14 protein-coding genes are annotated in these 16,160 nt (G+C 43.6%); 5 read left to right on the forward strand and 9 right to left on the reverse strand.

What is annotated here, in order from left to right:
* Window positions 1-24: 24 nt before the first annotated feature.
* On the forward strand, window positions 25-1,449 hold the full coding sequence (gene leuC / locus ABVF09_RS01445) for a 3-isopropylmalate dehydratase large subunit (protein ID WP_371068453.1): 1,425 nt from the start codon (window positions 25-27) through the stop codon (window positions 1,447-1,449).
* An 11-nt stretch (window positions 1,450-1,460) separates the two neighbouring features.
* Entirely contained in the window at window positions 1,461-2,042 is a 582-nt protein-coding gene (gene leuD, locus ABVF09_RS01450) for a 3-isopropylmalate dehydratase small subunit (protein ID WP_026570568.1), read from the forward strand.
* Window positions 2,043-2,098: 56 nt separating this feature from the next.
* Here the strand turns inward: leuD and ABVF09_RS01455 are convergent, their stop codons facing one another.
* The 3 genes from ABVF09_RS01455 to ABVF09_RS01465 are packed head-to-tail and all read right to left on the reverse strand — an operon-like array spanning window position 2,099 to window position 4,934.
* Entirely contained in the window at window positions 2,099-3,142 is a 1,044-nt protein-coding gene (locus ABVF09_RS01455; RefSeq protein ID WP_026570569.1) for a cytochrome d ubiquinol oxidase subunit II, read from the reverse strand.
* Between the two features lie 27 nt (window positions 3,143-3,169).
* Window positions 3,170-4,498 (reverse strand): cytochrome ubiquinol oxidase subunit I, encoded by a 1,329-nt coding sequence (locus ABVF09_RS01460; RefSeq protein WP_026570570.1) that lies wholly within the window; start codon window positions 4,496-4,498, stop codon window positions 3,170-3,172.
* Between the two features lie 49 nt (window positions 4,499-4,547).
* Window positions 4,548-4,934: a hypothetical protein gene (locus ABVF09_RS01465; protein WP_051382045.1), complete on the reverse strand. Its 387-nt coding sequence runs from the start codon at window positions 4,932-4,934 to the stop codon at window positions 4,548-4,550.
* A 294-nt stretch (window positions 4,935-5,228) separates the two neighbouring features.
* Here ABVF09_RS01465 and ABVF09_RS01470 point away from each other — a divergent pair, with 294 nt between their 5' ends.
* On the forward strand, window positions 5,229-5,522 hold the full coding sequence (locus ABVF09_RS01470) for a hypothetical protein (protein ID WP_026570571.1): 294 nt from the start codon (window positions 5,229-5,231) through the stop codon (window positions 5,520-5,522).
* A gap of 202 nt (window positions 5,523-5,724) precedes the next feature.
* On the opposite strand, the gene ABVF09_RS01475 is transcribed toward ABVF09_RS01470, so the two are convergent.
* The 4 genes from ABVF09_RS01475 to ABVF09_RS01490 form a co-directional block, all read right to left on the reverse strand.
* Complete coding sequence (locus ABVF09_RS01475) at window positions 5,725-6,573, reverse strand: dimethylarginine dimethylaminohydrolase family protein (RefSeq protein ID WP_026570572.1); 849 nt, start codon at window positions 6,571-6,573, stop codon at window positions 5,725-5,727.
* Window positions 6,574-6,634: 61 nt separating this feature from the next.
* On the reverse strand, window positions 6,635-7,144 hold the full coding sequence (locus ABVF09_RS01480) for an NUDIX hydrolase (RefSeq protein ID WP_026570573.1): 510 nt from the start codon (window positions 7,142-7,144) through the stop codon (window positions 6,635-6,637).
* A 47-nt stretch (window positions 7,145-7,191) separates the two neighbouring features.
* Entirely contained in the window at window positions 7,192-8,022 is an 831-nt protein-coding gene (locus tag ABVF09_RS01485) for an ABC transporter permease (RefSeq protein ID WP_026570574.1), read from the reverse strand.
* 1 nt (window position 8,023) lies between these two features.
* Entirely contained in the window at window positions 8,024-8,998 is a 975-nt protein-coding gene (locus ABVF09_RS01490; RefSeq protein WP_035426743.1) for a daunorubicin resistance protein DrrA family ABC transporter ATP-binding protein, read from the reverse strand.
* A gap of 199 nt (window positions 8,999-9,197) precedes the next feature.
* On the opposite strand from ABVF09_RS01490, the gene ABVF09_RS01495 reads away from it, so the two are divergent.
* The gene (locus ABVF09_RS01495; RefSeq protein WP_371068454.1) at window positions 9,198-10,715 is read left to right on the forward strand and encodes an HD-GYP domain-containing protein; all 1,518 of its coding nucleotides are present in this window, start codon (window positions 9,198-9,200) and stop codon (window positions 10,713-10,715) included.
* A gap of 868 nt (window positions 10,716-11,583) precedes the next feature.
* Here ABVF09_RS01495 and ABVF09_RS01500 read toward each other — a convergent pair.
* A complete protein-coding gene (locus ABVF09_RS01500) occupies window positions 11,584-12,627 on the reverse strand; it encodes an ATP synthase beta subunit C-terminal domain-containing protein (protein WP_153461844.1) in 1,044 nt (347 codons plus the stop codon).
* 144 nt (window positions 12,628-12,771) lie between these two features.
* On the opposite strand from ABVF09_RS01500, the gene ABVF09_RS01505 reads away from it, so the two are divergent.
* Window positions 12,772-13,137: a DoxX family protein gene (locus ABVF09_RS01505; RefSeq protein WP_153461846.1), complete on the forward strand. Its 366-nt coding sequence runs from the start codon at window positions 12,772-12,774 to the stop codon at window positions 13,135-13,137.
* A 382-nt stretch (window positions 13,138-13,519) separates the two neighbouring features.
* Here the strand turns inward: ABVF09_RS01505 and ABVF09_RS01510 are convergent, their stop codons facing one another.
* Entirely contained in the window at window positions 13,520-16,159 is a 2,640-nt protein-coding gene (locus ABVF09_RS01510) for a YfhO family protein (RefSeq protein WP_371068455.1), read from the reverse strand.
* Window position 16,160: the final 1 nt, after the last annotated feature.

Below are 16,160 nucleotides of genomic sequence, written 5' to 3' on the forward strand. Positions count from 1 at the left end.
TCTTGATTGCAGGGAGTTGGGAAAATGAGCAAACCAAAAACGATTATTGAAAAGATTTGGGAGCGGCATGTCGTCCATCAAGAGCAGGATAAACCCGATTTACTGTATATTGACTTGCACTTGGTTCATGAGGTCACCTCTCCCCAGGCTTTCGAAGGGCTCAGAATGAAAAACCGGAACGTCCGCAGACCGGAGCTTACCTATGCAACAATGGACCATAATGTTCCTACAAAACATCGCAATATCATCAAAGATGCTATTTCAAAGAAACAGATGCAAACACTGAAAGATAATTGCAAGGAATTCGGTATTTCACTTGCAGATATCGACCATCCCGACCAGGGGATCGTTCATGTAATCGGACCTGAACTGGGTTTGACTCAACCGGGCAAGACAATTGTTTGCGGCGATAGCCATACCTCTACACATGGTGCATTCGGTGCATTGGCATTCGGGATCGGTACCAGTGAAGTCGAGCACGTCCTCGCAACACAAACACTATGGCAGGTCCCACCAAAAAGCCTGAATGTCCAAGTGAACGGCAAACTGGGAAAAGGCGTAACTTCCAAAGACTTGATATTGGCCATCATCGCCAAGTTCGGTGTCCGTTTCGGCACAGGATATGTCATAGAATATACTGGCGAAGCGATTCGCGAACTGACTATGGAAGAGCGGATGACAGTATGCAACATGTCTATCGAAGCAGGTGCACGGGCAGGATTGATCAGTCCAGATGATAATACGGTCGAATATTTGCGCGGACGACGACACGTGCCACAAGACCAGGAAGCATACGAAGCAATCTCCAAGGAATGGAAAGCGCTGGCAACCGATCCTGGCGCTGTTTACGACGCAACGGTTGTCATCGATGCAGAGGAAATCGAACCACAGGTTTCCTGGGGGACGAATCCAGGGATGTGCATACCTGTAAGTGCCTCTGTCCCTGATCCAATACACGCTGAGACAACCAGCAAGAAAGAAGAAATCGAACGAGCGCTGGAGTATATGGACCTTGAGCCAGGACAACGGATCGATACTGTACCCATTGAGCACGTATTTATCGGCTCCTGTACAAACTCCAGGTTAAGCGACTTGCGAAGAGCAGCGAATGTGATCAGAGGCAAGAAGGTACACAAAAAAGTGCAAGCCATTGTCGTCCCCGGATCATTCAGTGTCAAAGCTGCTGCCGAAGCGGAAGGCTTGGATGTCATTTTTACCCAGGCGGGCTTCGAATGGCGTGATGCAGGCTGCAGCATGTGTCTCGCAATGAATGATGATATTGTACCGCCAGGAGAACGCTGCGCGTCCACTTCCAATCGAAACTTTGAAGGCCGTCAAGGCAACGGGGCACGGACACACCTTGTCAGCCCCGAAATGGCTGCGGCAGCTGCTATTGAAGGTCACTTTGTCGACGTCAGAAAATTTACCGAAGCCACAATGCAATCATAAGAGGTGAAAAAATGGAACCGATAAAAAAGCATGAAGGATTGGTTTACCCGTTGAATAGAGCCAACGTCGATACGGATCAAATCATTCCGAAACAATTTCTCAAAAGAATAGAACGACAAGGATTTGGCGAATTTTTATTTTATAACTGGCGTTTCACAGATGATGGAAAAGAAAAGCCGGAATTCTCCCTTAATGACCAAAAGTATGTCGGTGCTTCCATACTGGTGGCAGGTGAAAATTTCGGCTGCGGCTCCTCGCGAGAACATGCACCTTGGGCGTTACAGGATTACGGATTTAAAGTGATAATCGCTCCTAGTTTCGCCGATATTTTTTATAATAATTGTACGAAAAACGGAATCCTCCCCATCCGGTTGAACGAAAGTAATACAGAAGAGCTGATAAAAAAATCAGAAAACCGGCAATACCGCATAACAGTAGATTTGCAGGAACAGCAAATAACCGACAGCCAAGGTTTTTCAGCCGATTTTGACCTGCCGGCCTATCAAAAAGAAATGCTGCTCAATGGATGGGATGAAATCGCCGTTACTCTCAACTACGAACAAGATATCGCCGACTATGAATCTTCGCACTGACAGCCTATAGTAAACGAGCGGGGCTGGCGCGCAAATGGACCGGTCTTGCCCCGCCGCTATTCGCTGTATCCTGATTTTTGTTGTTTCGCATACCGTTTATCTTTCATGAACAACTTCCAAAAATAGATGAAGCCAGGAAATAAAATAGCGAAACCGAAGATATAAGAAACGAACAATGCCCGAAAGGCATCCGGATTGGTGAAACCATCCTCGATAGTGATTGTCGGATACACCAGATAAGGAAGATGGGCCCTTCCATACGCATAACTTGCCAGTAAATATTGCAGGACGATAACGATGACAGCCAGCCTTGGCCAACCCAATTTGCGCTTGCCTAACGGGAGATAAAGAAACACTCCTGCCAGTAAAAATGCAAAGGCAGATGCCAACAAAAACGGCAAATGTTCCATCATCCCCTGATAAAGCCATACAGCTTCATAACGCATGGTCAACATGACAAGGAGAGCCATCAGCAGCGTAACAGGTCCCAACAAGAGCGCGTCACGCCGATAAATCCGATAGGCTTCTTTTTCATCCGCATGGTTGGAAAAATCGGCTAACAGCAGAGATGACAAAAACAAGGTGCTGCTGATTGCAAACCCGATAAACGTCCAGGCGTGAAAACTGGTCATCAATTCTCCGAAAAGCAATTGTTCCACCCCATTCCGAACCTCGATATAGTTACCATGTGTCACAGGAAGGACCAGGATCAGCAAACCAGGTATTATAAACCCTGTAATCCCAGAAATATACGTCAACGGTTTGCGGTATTCTTCTGCAATGTGAGAAAACACCAAGAAGCCACTGCGTACAGCCAACAACAAAAGGATGATACTTCCCGGTATCAGCAGGACGGTCCCTAAAGTGAATGTAGCCCCCGGGAAGAAGCTGAATAACGCAACCACTATAGCTACAATGAACACATTGGTGACCTCCCAAGTCGGGGAAAGATAACGATTTGCTATATTGGTTGCATTGGTCCTTTCCTTGTTGATATATACCATCGACCAAAAGCCGGCTCCGAAATCCATGGTAGCCATAACCGAATAGATAAATATAAACCCCCACAGGACCGTAATGGCAATTAAAACATCCGGCATGAGACACTCTCTCCTTCCTTCTTCCGTCTACTCTTGCATATCAATTTCATTCTGAACAGGATGCTTTTTAAAATAGAAACGCAAAACGAGAATTACCGCTATGCCTAAAACGGTATAAACAAGCCCAAACAGCGGGAAAAGGATGCCGAGTTGTGTCGAGCCGGTAACAGCGTCTTCGGTCGTCATCATCCGGTAAATAACCCATGGCTGTCTGCCTGTACAAGCAAATATCCATCCAAATTCGATTGCCAGTACCGCCAATGGACCCGAGGCGATGAACAACCCCATCAATGGCTTGGGAAAAGGACGTTTTTTTATAAATTTATACCAGCCTAAGCCACCTGCAGCAATAAGGATGAGCAAGGAACCAATTCCTACCATGGCATTGAACAGAGTATGGACATACAATGGCGGCCACCACTCTTCCGGAAAATCATTCAACCCTTGGACTACCGTATCAAAACGATTGCCTGACAAGAAACTTAGTGCCCAGGGAATCTCAATCGCCCATTTTACTTCCTCTGTTTCTCTGTCTGTAAAACCTCCTATGGCTAGGGGAGCATAATCCTGTGTTTCAAAAAGGCCTTCGGCAGCTGCTAATTTTTCCGGCTGGTATTCGTGTAAAAGCTGTGCAGACTCATGGCCGTTGAAAGCTGTGAGTAAGGAAAATATTCCACCGACCGTCAATCCGAGCAGTAATGCTTTTTGGTGAAAGCGGCGGAGTCTGCTGCCTATCGGCTGTCTCAACATTTTGAAAGCGGCAATCGACGCAATCACGAATCCGCCTGTCGTATACGCCGAAACCACCACATGTCCTGCAGTAGTGAAAAAAGAAGGGTTAAAGAAGGCTGCCCAAGGATCTACATCGACAATTTCTCCATTCTCTATGCGAAACCCGGCAGGCGTCCCTTCGAATGCATGAACATTCGTAATCAGTATTGCCGACGCGACTGCTCCCAAAGCTACAAGACACAAGCTGACAATCCGCATCCAAGGGGATATTCGATCGGCTGCATACACATAAATCGACATGAATAATGCTTCCACAAAAAAAGCATAAATTTCAATCTGGAAAGGCAGAGCCATTACTTCGCCGATCACTTCCATGAACCCCGGCCACAACAGAGACAGCTGCACACCGGCAATTGTCCCGGAAGGAATCGCCACTCCGAGCAAAACAGCAAATCCTTTTGTCCAGCGGTTTGCCATCACGGCAAAATCCCGATCCTTTGTTTTTTGATACAACAGCTCAGAAAACAAAACCATAAGCGGGATACCGACGCCCAATGTAGCAAATATGATATGGAAAGCCATCGTCGTACCAAACATGGCTCTTGCTGTTTCTAAATGATCCACAACACTCCCCCTTTCTTCCGAATCAAGTTTTATCCGTCACTTCCAAAGGTTAATGGCTATGCTCTTCACTGTGGATGATCTCATCGATGGAAGAAGAGCTCCGGGTATGATGATGCAAGTCACAATACCAGACATCCGTCTTAATACGATGAGAAATATCGCATTTGCGTGTTTTCCGGATAAAGTTGCGCCAAACAGTATATGTATGAGTATCGACGGGAACTATTTCGTATTCCGTGTCCATCCGTTCCCAGTTATGCTCTACAGAAGATTCTTCTACTTTCTCTGGCGAAGCAAAAACGGAGAAGGGTCCTACGATGACCATTAAACCCGATAACAGAATGATTTTCGTTTTCATAAACATGTCCACTCCTTTAAGCAGCTGACCAGCTTCCGCTTTAAGCTTTAAACAAAATATCCCTTGTAATCTGCCCATAATCCTCCACTTCTATGCATTTGATATAATCACGAGAAAACCGAAAAAAAATGAAACAATTAAACAGAGAAAATCGTCTATATATAATAAGAGGAAACACCGTTCCAATATATGCATTTAGAGTTTACCTCCCCTTTTTAAACTCAGATGGACTGTTTCCTCTTAGCAACTTACTTATTTCCTTTGTCAGACCTCTTTTCCAAACCACTAATCACCATTCATCCTCCGTGTTTATCAAATTGAACAGATGGGTACCAATTAGGAACAACATTCTTCAGCAGGAGAGAAGGACCCATGAATAGGACACTTACCATCCGCCCCCTGATGATAGCGATCACAGTTTCGCTTATTCTGATAACCGGCTGCCAACAAAATAATCAAGCAGAAAAAATCGATTTAAAAGGAGAAATTACGTTGATCGATGAAGAGGAACAATTGCTTTATATTGACGGCAATCCCATCATGGTGGAAAACCCAGATGCGTTTCAACTCGGTCAACAAGTGACTGCTGAATTAATTGATACGAATCCATATGAAGACTGGGATCCTGAACAAATTGTAGTGGAAAACATTGATTTTATTGAATGATGAAATACAACGGGCTTGTATAGAGCAACAGCGCAATCACCTTGCCCACCACCGACAAAAAAGGTATGTTCCGATTAGCAGGACAAACAGGACAAACTTATCGGAACATACCTTTCGCTATTGAATCTTATTAAATTTACTAAATTGGGCGCCGATCCCTAATTCTCGCTCCCTCCAAGAAAAATGACCTCTGCTAAGGTTTTCACTCTTTTCTAAGCAACGGCAGTGTACAACAACGAAAAGAACCGCCGGACTTGATGATTTCGGTTATATCCACTTCGATTACCTTGTAGCCTCTGGCACGCAGCTGCTCATTTACTTGTTTGTTTACAGGAAGGCTGAAGACTCGTTTGTCTCCGATATTCAGGACATTCGTGCCAAGTCTGAACTGCTCTTCTTTTGTTACCTCAATCAAATCATATCTTGCAGCAAGCAAATCGATTTCTTTTTGTCCGAGTGCCTCGGGATAATACAATGCCTCTGTAGGGGAAATGACGTTGAATACGCAATCGAGATGTAAATATTTTTCAACAAAAGGAATCGGAATAACCTCTAAGTTGGTCAATAGTCTGCTCAGATGTTCAGCCGCCTGCCGGTTTGTACGATTGCTGAGGCCTACATAAACCACATCACGGTCAATCATGACATCCCCGCCTTCTATTTGGTTGCCAATAAGGTTATAATAGGAAATTTCTTCATCCTCAAGCCACTGCTTCAGCTGATCCTGTTCCCCTTTTCTGACTTCGCTGGCCATTTCTGCTACAAAAATCGTTTCACCGAGAGTAAAACCGATATCACGTGTGAATACCTGTTCAGGAAACTTTTTATGATATGGAAGCAATACAACGTCAACACCGAATTCGCGAAGCCTGCTGACGAATTGACGATGCTGCATCACTGCTTTCTCTATATGGATCCCTTCATTTTTGAATTTCTTTTGTACTTCGTTGATGACATCCCGAATCGTCATATATTGAGGTTCGCACAAGACCACTCTTTTCATCCTGCCATATTCGCTATAACAATTGGTATACTCGCTTTTGATTTCCATTTGCTACCCTCCGATAATAATCGTCTCCTTTTATTATGGCCGGCCGGGCGGCAAATTATTGTCAATCACGGAATAGAAAACCTCCCAACAAAGCATGAAGCACTGCAAAACACAGTTCTGTATCGTTGTATACATTTTGCTTTATTTGTTCGATACACTCTTTTACCGGAACGTTTAGTACTTCGATTTTCTCATGGTCTTCCAATTTTTGTCCCGGTCCACTGCTAATGGACTCACTATAGTAAACATGCGTTACTTCGTTTGTAATCCAAGATGCTGCAAGCATTTTTCCTAGATAGACCGTTTTTTCACAGTGCAATCCTGTCTCTTCTTCGAATTCTCGTTTTGCTGCCGAGTCTAAGTCCTCTCCGGGCTGCACACCTCCGCCAGGAAGCTGGACAATATAATCATTTACTGGTTCACGATATTGACGGATTAAAATGAACGAGTCCCCGTCTCGCGCCAACAGCACAACAGAGTGATTATCCCGCTGTTGGATATACGTTTTGTTGTGTTCGTTCGTAATTATTTTCATGCCGCTGCTTTTTATATCGGATTGATTTTTTGTCATCCCCTGCTCCTTTTTTACAGATTTTTCATTCTGGATAAAACGAAGATTCAGGCTTCTGAACGGTTGAATCGTACGGTAGCCAATACGACGAACAGGATACTGAGAACGAGGACAACGATCATTTCCTCTGAAAAAGAAATGACATGGCCGAAAACAGACAGGTTCAGCCCCATGGCCTCCCGCAAAGCTGGTGCTAAATTTTCCGGCTGAAGAATGATTTTTTTAAACATATCTACTGAATAGGTCAATGGATTGATTTTCACTAAAAAATCCATCCAGGCAGGCATGCCGTTCAAAGGAAACAACGCCCCCGATAAAAACAACATCGGAAAAATCAAAACTTGGATGATCATTTGAAATCCTTGAGACGTTTTTAAGCTTGTTGCGATTAAAAGACCGATCGATGATATGGCAAAAGCCACTAGAAACATGACAGGAATCAATTCGAGGATAATCGGTAACGTGATGGAAACCCCGATGAATGGAACAAAAACGAGCATCATCAATCCTTGGAATAAGGCTACGGTACTTCCTCCCAGAACTTTTCCGATTGCAATGGACGTTCTCGACATCGGCGAAACCAGGATTTCTCGCAAGTAGCCGAATTCCCTATCCTGAACAACCGACAATGCAGAAAAAATAGCTGTATTGAAAACGGTCATCCCGATTATCCCGGGGAACATGAATTCGACGAAGTCAAAATCACGCAACGGTCCGGCGGCTTCTTCACCGCCCATCATCGATCCTATCGCCCCACTCATGCCGCTTCCAAAAAGAATCAAAAACATAAAAGGCATGGCAAAAGAACCAATGAGTCGTGCCCGATCCCGGAAAAATTTCAGGACATCGCGCTGCCAAATTGCATAAACAGCTTCCATCCTATCCACGCCCCTTTCGCATATTGCTTTTCATTTTCTCTTTGGATGAAGCCGCTTCTTCCCGTATTTCTCTTCCGGTCAACGCTAAAAAAACGTCATTCAATGTCGGACGCCTGAGGTTGACCGTCTTTATGGGTATATCGAAATTTTTGACAAATTGAACGAGAAATTCGCTCCCTTTATCGACTTGAAAAGTAAGCGATTCACCCGCTTCGTTTACTTCTACCTCATATTTCTCCTTAAGTATTTTCCACGCTGTTTGGTTGTCTTCCGTTTCGATTTCGATGATGTCTCCTCCAACGTTGGTTTTCAATTGATCAGGTGTATCAAGAGCGATCAATTCCCCATGGTCCATGACGGCGACCCTGTCGCATATTTCTGCCTCGTCCATATAATGGGTCGTCAAAAAAATCGTGATTCCTGCCTTTTCTTTTAGACGGAGAATATACTCCCATATATGGTTCCTTGTTTGAGGATCTAGTCCTACGGTCGGTTCATCGAGAAACAGGACCCTGGGATAATGCAACAGACCTCGGGCGATTTCCAGCCTGCGTTTCATTCCTCCTGAAAAGGTATCCACTATATTTCCCCGCTTGTCTTCGAGATCGACGATTTCCAATACTTCTTTTATTCTCTCTTCCCGTTTATCTTTCGGAACACGGTAAAATTTACAATGAAGCATGAGATTCTCATTGGCAGTCAGTTTTTCATCCAGTGTAGATTCCTGAAAAATAAGGCCGATGCTCGCCCTGACCTTATTTTTATCCGCTACGATATCAAATCCGTTAATGCTGGCTTTACCCCCTGAAGGTCTGATGATCGTCGACAGCATGTTGATGGTAGTGCTTTTTCCAGCTCCATTCGGGCCAAGAAAACCAAATATCTCGCCTTCTCCCACTTCAAAATCGACACCTGTCACTGCACGGAAACTTTTGTAGTTTTTTTCAAGTCCCTTAACTTCCACGATATTTTTCATCCTGTCCCCCCTATTATCCACTAATTCTATATTTCATTTTAACAAACAAGTTCGAATAAGAACATTTCACAAGTAAAACAATCGTATCACAAAATTCCTGGTACCAATCAAAAAACTTGTGGCAAATTCCCCATTTTTTCGACATTTTTTATTATAATGGGGATATCACTACAACAATACGAATTAGGATGGTAACCCCATGTCATATAACAAACTGGCCATTAAATTAATGCTCAACTATTTAATTGGCTCCCTCGTTGCTGTATTTGGCTTCTGCGGTATTTTCATGCTGCATCCCTTACAATTTTCCGTACAGGAAACGGCTGTTTTTCTAGGAATTGTCGTAGTTTCCTTCCTGTTGATGCTGTTTATTGAATTTAGTGCTTATTCCAAGCATATTGCTCCGATAAAAAAAGCAATGCGGCAAAAACGGCCGACGCTCATGGGATTGGAAGCTGCCTACCAACGCGCGCATCGTTTTCCGCTGCTTTCCTTTCAACGGATCATCTTACCGCACTTTGTCGGGATCACAGCCCCTTCCGCTATTTTGACGATGCTGGCCATAACGATGGGCTGGCTTTCCATTCCTTACTATTATACAGTTATTGCTTGTTTTGCGGCATTGCTTATCGCTTTCATGCACGGAATGATTGAATACTTTTTGACGAGCCTCGTCATGCGACAGGTTCTGAAGATTTTAAAAGAAAAAGGGCTGAACCTCTATCAAAAGGACATTTCCCATGGTGCACATATGTTACTTGCAATAAATAAGAAGTTTTATTTCAGTGCAGCATTTCTAAGCGTTTTCCCAATGCTGCTATTCGCGGCAGCGACAACTCTGCGGCTTTATGAATTTGGTTCATCTTTCATGACGGAGTATATCGTTTGGGCTGTAGTCGTTGTGTTGACCGTTTTGTTTTTTGCCCTGTTTGGATCAAACCTGCTCACCCGAGATATTCATGAACCAGTCGAACAATTGCAAAATGGCATGAGGGAAGTAGAAGCAGGAAACTTGGAGAAATTAAACAATTATTATTCAGATGAGTTCAGTCATTTAATAAATGGTTTCAATCACATGGTAGATTCCATCGTTGAAAAGAAACAGATGACCGAACAATTGCACGAAAGCTTTTTCACTGTTTTCGCCGCCACTCTTGATGCCAGAGATCCATATACCGCAGGGCACTCTTTACGGGTTGCAGAATATGCGCAGCATATCGGACGCAGAACCGGGCTGTCGGAAAGTGAACTCGCATTGCTAAGGCAGTCTGCATTGCTGCACGATATTGGAAAAATCGGCATTCGGGATGAAATATTGTTAAAAGACGGCAAGCTTACGGAATCAGAATACGAAACAATAAAGCTGCACCCAGTGATCGGTGAACAAATACTGCAAGAAATCCATCCCAGCGATGCAATTGTCCCTTTGCTTCCTGGCGTCCGCCATCATCACGAACGTTTTGACGGCAAAGGGTATCCCGACAGACTGGCCGGAGAGGACATCCCTATATTCGGCAGAATTATGGCAGTAGCGGATGCTTTCGATGCCATGACTTCCGATCGCAATTATCGAAAAGCAATGTCATTTGAAAAAGCAATGGCGATTCTGATAGAAGGAAAGGGATCGCAATGGGACCCTCTCTTTGTCGATTTGTTTGTCGCATGGTATCAGACGGAATACAGAAAGCAGGCAAGCGTAACTGCTGCAAATGAGTAACGACCTCGGGTATAATAAAAAACCACTTTAATAACCGGACGAGAAGAATCGATAACCGCTCTCCTGTTGACAGACTTTGCGTTATAGAGAAGAGAGTCTTTCATCATGGCACTGCTGTATTTTAAACTCAGAAAATGAATAGCGAAAGCATAATAGGAGACACTTCCGGGGAAAGAAAGGGCTAAAACCCTCCTAGAAAGCCATTGGTGCTCTAAGCAAGTGGAAGCAGGTACGCGTGGCAACCACAGTATCTTGCCTTCGCTACGTTTTAGCGGTCTGACCACTACAAGATCAAGACAAGATAGAACCGTAATCTTCTATTCGCTTAAGTATCTAGACAATAACGAAGATGTATATGGCGAGGTTCCTTTATTCGTTGGAAATGGAGGGTGCGCCAACAACATGAAAAGGTTGCCGGAGTGGAGTGTTGCACACTTCATAAGAGAAGGATAGAGCGGTTTGCTTTTTTAAGCAATATGAAAACCGAACCAAATCGTTCGGTTTTTATTTTGGTCGCAATACTTTTGTCCCAAGCTTTTTTTTATATTGGTCATGTCGGTTCTCCGTCAACTGCAGTGTATGATTTTACACTACGCCAACAAGACTCCTCCCTTAAAACAGCGATTATAACCAGTAAAACCCCCATCACCACGTCAGCATAGAGCCATTTAATCCACTATCTTTGAATACATATAAAAGAGCCCTCTGTCCTGGCAGAGGGCTCTACGTTTGCGGCGAAAGACCGCCGACCACATTCGGCGTTTAGCATAGAGCATGTCTGTTCGTCTTACGCAAATTAGCTCATCGCTTGATTAATATACCATGTTTCTTCCTCCATTGCAACGAACAACTTGCATACTAGACATCCTTAAACCTGAAGTGACCCGATATACTTCAATTCATCTGCAGTTATTTCATCTGTTTTACCATCCAAAATTGCTTTTACATTTTCCAAGGTTTCTGAAAGTGCTACAGATTGTCCTCGCTGACCGGAAAAATCCTCTGCCACAAATAAAGGCTGGGTTAAATATGCTTCCAGTTTTTTTCCCCTTTCAAAAGTGATTTTGTCGGCCTCTGATAGATTGTTCTTCCCTCGCTGTTCCACCAGATAGGTTAATTCTTTAGATCTCCGAAGAATTTTACGTGCTTGCTGCTGAACCTCCATGTGGCCGCTGTCCAAATTAATTTCTTCCAGAACAGTCGAGATGGAAGTTAAAGGATTGACAGCGGGATATGCCTGCTTGGCCGCCAATTCCATGTCGAATTCCCACAGGGTTTCAAGCGGTCCATATGGCAACTCTTCGTCAACCGCCTCTCCACTCGTATCAACGACAGCAAAGGTGATGTTTTTGATACCGTTTTCAAAGAAATGATCTTCTAATTGATAAAAATCTTCGGATAAATAAATTCTGCGGTCCACTCCCAGGATAATATCTGATGGCTGGTATTCCTTAATGCGAGCGAAAATTTCGTCGGCGGAAGTACTGTAAAAATCGGCTTCCGCGAGTGCATCGGCGATGCTGGTGTTTGAATCTTCAGCTAAAAACAAGGAGCGAAACCCTTGCTTCTTCAACCGGTAAAATAATTCGGCCAATAAAACAAGCTGTCCCATTCCCGGTCTTGCTACCAATCCGGTTTTTCCTTCTCTTACAAGCGGAGCGAACAAATCCAAAGTCTTGATTCCGGTTTCAATCATTTTTTCTCCTCCTCTTTGAATGATCAAGTCGTCCAATTTGCAATTTGCCAAGGATGCTAAACGGACCAGTGTCCTTACCTCTGCCCTTTCCAAAGGGATTTTACCTGTACAAAGATTGGAAACTGTCGCTGGCCTGAGACCGACAGAACGGGCTGCAACTGTCAAATTGGGAACCCGTTTGCGCAGTAAATCAACATTGAGCTTCAAATTTTCCATTCCACCGCCCCCTTACTTTATAGAGTAATTTATTTTACCTTTAAAAGCAATACCTTTCCGAAAATTTAAAATTTATCTTTTTTAGAGCATAGGCTGTCCTCAACACCGCATAAGGTAATAAAAACAATCGAGGAGGAGAAAAAATTGCACGGACCGATTCATTCTTTGCAGTTAATTCGATATGGTGTCGCTTATGTATTCATTACCTCTGGTCTGGTCAAATTGCTCGATCCCAGCTTTGAGGAAATATTCGCAAACATTGGCATACCCTATCCTGCCATTGCTCTTTTACTAGTAGCATTGATCGAAGTAATTGGAGGCGGCTTCATTTTATTTCAATTTTACGTAAAAAGAACAGTGATTCCTTTGCTGACGATCATGATTACAGCCTTGTTGCTTACAAAAATCCCAATGTTGCATGCTGGTTTTTTATCCTTTGCTTTTGGAGCGAGGCTGGATATCATTATGATCCTTTTGTTGGCAATTCTATGGAGAAGTTATGCGAAGTAAGAGAGCAAGGGATGCATTACTTTTGCCATAAGCAAAGAATCTTTATTGGCAGAGCCTGGGGTCAGGAAAAAAGAACGTTTTTATCCAGAAGGCGACTGAAAAAAAACGGTAAAGGCCAAAACATAACCGGACATTGTACCGACATCCATAGCATGCATTCGACATTGTCCGGAACTACTCGATATCATCTTTATTTCTCCTCTTTACCAAGGATGGGCAACAGTATTATTACTTCGGTTCCGTGAAACAGCCTCCCGGGGAGAGAAAAAGGCATTTCCACCTCTTATTAGTACCACTCCTACGAAAAAGTGAGAAGCACCCTTATGTTACTTCCCACTTTTCAACCTGACAAGTTCAATCAAAACTTGATTGAAAGGCTTTATCATTCATTTTTGGCAATTGAATCATGCGCACGTTCCACTCGCTTTTTTCTTTTATTCCTCCTCCAAAAAATCCAGAAAAACGATCCAGCCGCCGACAGTAACGCCAAAGTTGCGGTATAACCAAAGTAAGGAGGATGGTAAATCATTTCAATGTCATTGTGACCTGGTTTAATTCGCGTACCCAGGAAAGCATAATTCGCTTTTCGAATTTGCTGCTTTTCTCCGTTTACATAAACATGCCAGCCTTTTTCGTAAGGTATTGGTATCGTAAGATAGTCGTCCCCTTCCTTGTTATCGAGCGATATGTCAATTTGGTTGCCATCCAAATCCACTTCTGCATTGTTTTGCTTATTGGCGGCTGCTTCTTCGAGTTCCTGGTAATCTTCCCCATATAAGCGAAGGTTTTTGAGTGTATAGCTTCCCTCAGGAACCCTGAGGGAAATAACTTCCTCCTTCGGCACACGTATCGTGATTTCGTCAACTTTCGTCCTGTAGATTGATTGTCTTGATTTCCTGCTCGTTTTAAACTCATTGACATGCAAAGGAAAAAGCGGTGCTTTCTTATCGTTGTTCAATAAATAGAAAGATACATAATAATCCTCATAAGAAGATACATCAATCCGGTTTGTATGAATGTCTATCCCGCCTGTCTCGCCGGAAACATTCAACTGACCATCATGGTAAGTTGCATCCACTGGTTCTATAGTAGCTTGCTCGATCAGATTAGGTACAGTATCGATCATGGCTGATTGATACGATCCCTCCCCATCCTCGAGTATTATTCCATCCAACATAGCATGCTCCCGGTCAAGCACGGAAGCATCCGCCAAAGCTTCTTCCGTGTAGACCACGTCCGAAGTACGAACAAAAGGAAGACTAAAGGCGTCTTGATAAACGACGTAGTGGTCACTTTCCATATATTTTTTAAACCCATAGGGAATGTTCTTCTCTTGTTTTTTCTCATACATGATATACTTACCGCCAAACAGACTGTGCAAATTTGCGCGGTCACCAAAACCTGAGTAACGGCTGACACTCTCCCTTTTCATATCTATCTGCAAATCATCATAATAAAAGAACAGCAATTCCTCGTTTAAGATACTCGAATAGACACTTGTCCCCGGGAACCCTTGAATCATCGGTGTGTTGTTCCTTCCATCTGTCTTCCATTCCATCCGGGACAGGACTCGATTATCTGAGGCGAGCACACGATCAATCAAGCCTTGTTGTTCTTCCGAAAGATAGTCATTGCTCTCAACATATTCTTGTGTCGATTCCTTCACCCTTCCTGCCTCATAAAGCTTATCGTGTTGGAATTGATTGACGATTACTAGATGGGACAGGACAATAAAACCGACCAACCATGGCAAGACTAAGCGAAATCTTCCAGCGATAACAGACAAGAACGATACTCCAGTCGCAGCACACACCGCGAGGAAAGGAAGCTTATCCTTCAAAGACAAGGAATCATCCATCACATAAAATGCGATATAGCTATAAGCCATCAATACTCCAGCTGGTATCCATTCTCGATAATCGAACCGATGGAAGTGCTGTAAACCGGCTGCAACAACCCCACCTATCGAGAAAAAACCCAAGTATTCAAACCGGTGCTGTGGCGCAGACATTCCATTAAAGAAACTGGCCGCCAACGGAACGAAGTGCATAAAAGTGAATAATATTCCCAACAATGCAAACAACCGAAACTCCCGGATGCGGTACAAAGGAAATACGAATAGAAACAGCACAAATACTGCAGGTAGCAAATACAGATGGCTGTCATATAATATGTTGCTGGTATTGTCCAACAAAGGGATGTCTTGCTCATATTCCGGGCGATAATTATGAAAAAAACCCCATACAGCAGGGAAAAAGCCTACTGATCCGATCCCAAAGCCTAAAATCACCGAAAGGGCAAACTGGCGAATTTGCTTTTTCAGTTTCGGTTCCTCCGCTGTCAATCGGATCGCCCAACGTAAGCAAACATACAGTGCGATAAAACAAAAATTGATAAAAGCGAAGTAAAAGTTATCAAACAGGGACATGGCCACTGCAATAATCAACCAGACAGGCCTTTGTTCCCGCATGATTTTTTCCACACCAAGCACCAACAACGGCAGCCAAAGAAAAGCATCGCCAAAAAACTCCCAGTATGTAACATGACGGAAATACATGACACAGGCACCGTATAAAAATGCTCCGATAAAGGAGGGAATTGTATTCAACTTCATATAGCGGAAAAGACAAGTGGTCATGACTAGCACGATCGTCATTCGTGCAACACTTATAAATACAGTAGCTTCCGCCCAAAACAATACGTTCGGTTCTTTTACAAGCGACAATAGTTCTAAAACGTAAACAGCTATAATGGTTATATAGAAAAAAAGATTAATTCCATAATAATAAGCAAGCTGAGTGAATGTGCTGCCCCCAAGCCCGTAAATATATGAATAGAAGAAATTCCCGTCCGTAAATTGTTGGTAAAGCATGCTTCTGAACGGAGCCATTTGTGAAAGGCCGTCGTTCGGACCGGCCATCAACCCGCCCTGACTCCACTGATATAAAAAAAATCCGTGAGCTGCAATAGCAGCCAACACACTGAACCCAATCAGCTTCGCGAAATAGTTATTTTTTCTCATA

The sequence above is a fragment of the Sediminibacillus sp. JSM 1682029 genome, assembly GCF_041366435.1.
Taxonomy (GTDB): Bacteria; Bacillota; Bacilli; order Bacillales; family Amphibacillaceae; genus Sediminibacillus; species Sediminibacillus terrae.

What these genes read in the sequence shown, in the direction of transcription:
- ABVF09_RS01475 (WP_026570572.1), bottom strand. Translation starts at nt 6,573, where the DNA reads ATGGAAATCAAAAGCGAGTATACCAATTGTTATAGCGAATATGGCAGG.
- ABVF09_RS01500 (WP_153461844.1), bottom strand. Translation starts at nt 12,627, where the DNA reads ATGGAAAATTTGAAGCTCAATGTTGATTTACTGCGCAAACGGGTTCCC.
- ABVF09_RS01480 (WP_026570573.1), bottom strand. Translation starts at nt 7,144, where the DNA reads ATGACAAAAAATCAATCCGATATAAAAAGCAGCGGCATGAAAATAATT.
- ABVF09_RS01495 (WP_371068454.1), top strand. Translation starts at nt 9,198, where the DNA reads ATGTCATATAACAAACTGGCCATTAAATTAATGCTCAACTATTTAATT.
- leuD (WP_026570568.1), top strand. Translation starts at nt 1,461, where the DNA reads ATGGAACCGATAAAAAAGCATGAAGGATTGGTTTACCCGTTGAATAGA.
- ABVF09_RS01465 (WP_051382045.1), bottom strand. Translation starts at nt 4,934, where the DNA reads ATGGGCAGATTACAAGGGATATTTTGTTTAAAGCTTAAAGCGGAAGCT.
- ABVF09_RS01470 (WP_026570571.1), top strand. Translation starts at nt 5,229, where the DNA reads ATGAATAGGACACTTACCATCCGCCCCCTGATGATAGCGATCACAGTT.
- ABVF09_RS01485 (WP_026570574.1), bottom strand. Translation starts at nt 8,022, where the DNA reads ATGGAAGCTGTTTATGCAATTTGGCAGCGCGATGTCCTGAAATTTTTC.
- ABVF09_RS01455 (WP_026570569.1), bottom strand. Translation starts at nt 3,142, where the DNA reads ATGCCGGATGTTTTAATTGCCATTACGGTCCTGTGGGGGTTTATATTT.
- leuC (WP_371068453.1), top strand. Translation starts at nt 25, where the DNA reads ATGAGCAAACCAAAAACGATTATTGAAAAGATTTGGGAGCGGCATGTC.
- ABVF09_RS01490 (WP_035426743.1), bottom strand. Translation starts at nt 8,998, where the DNA reads ATGAAAAATATCGTGGAAGTTAAGGGACTTGAAAAAAACTACAAAAGT.
- ABVF09_RS01510 (WP_371068455.1), bottom strand. Translation starts at nt 16,159, where the DNA reads ATGAGAAAAAATAACTATTTCGCGAAGCTGATTGGGTTCAGTGTGTTG.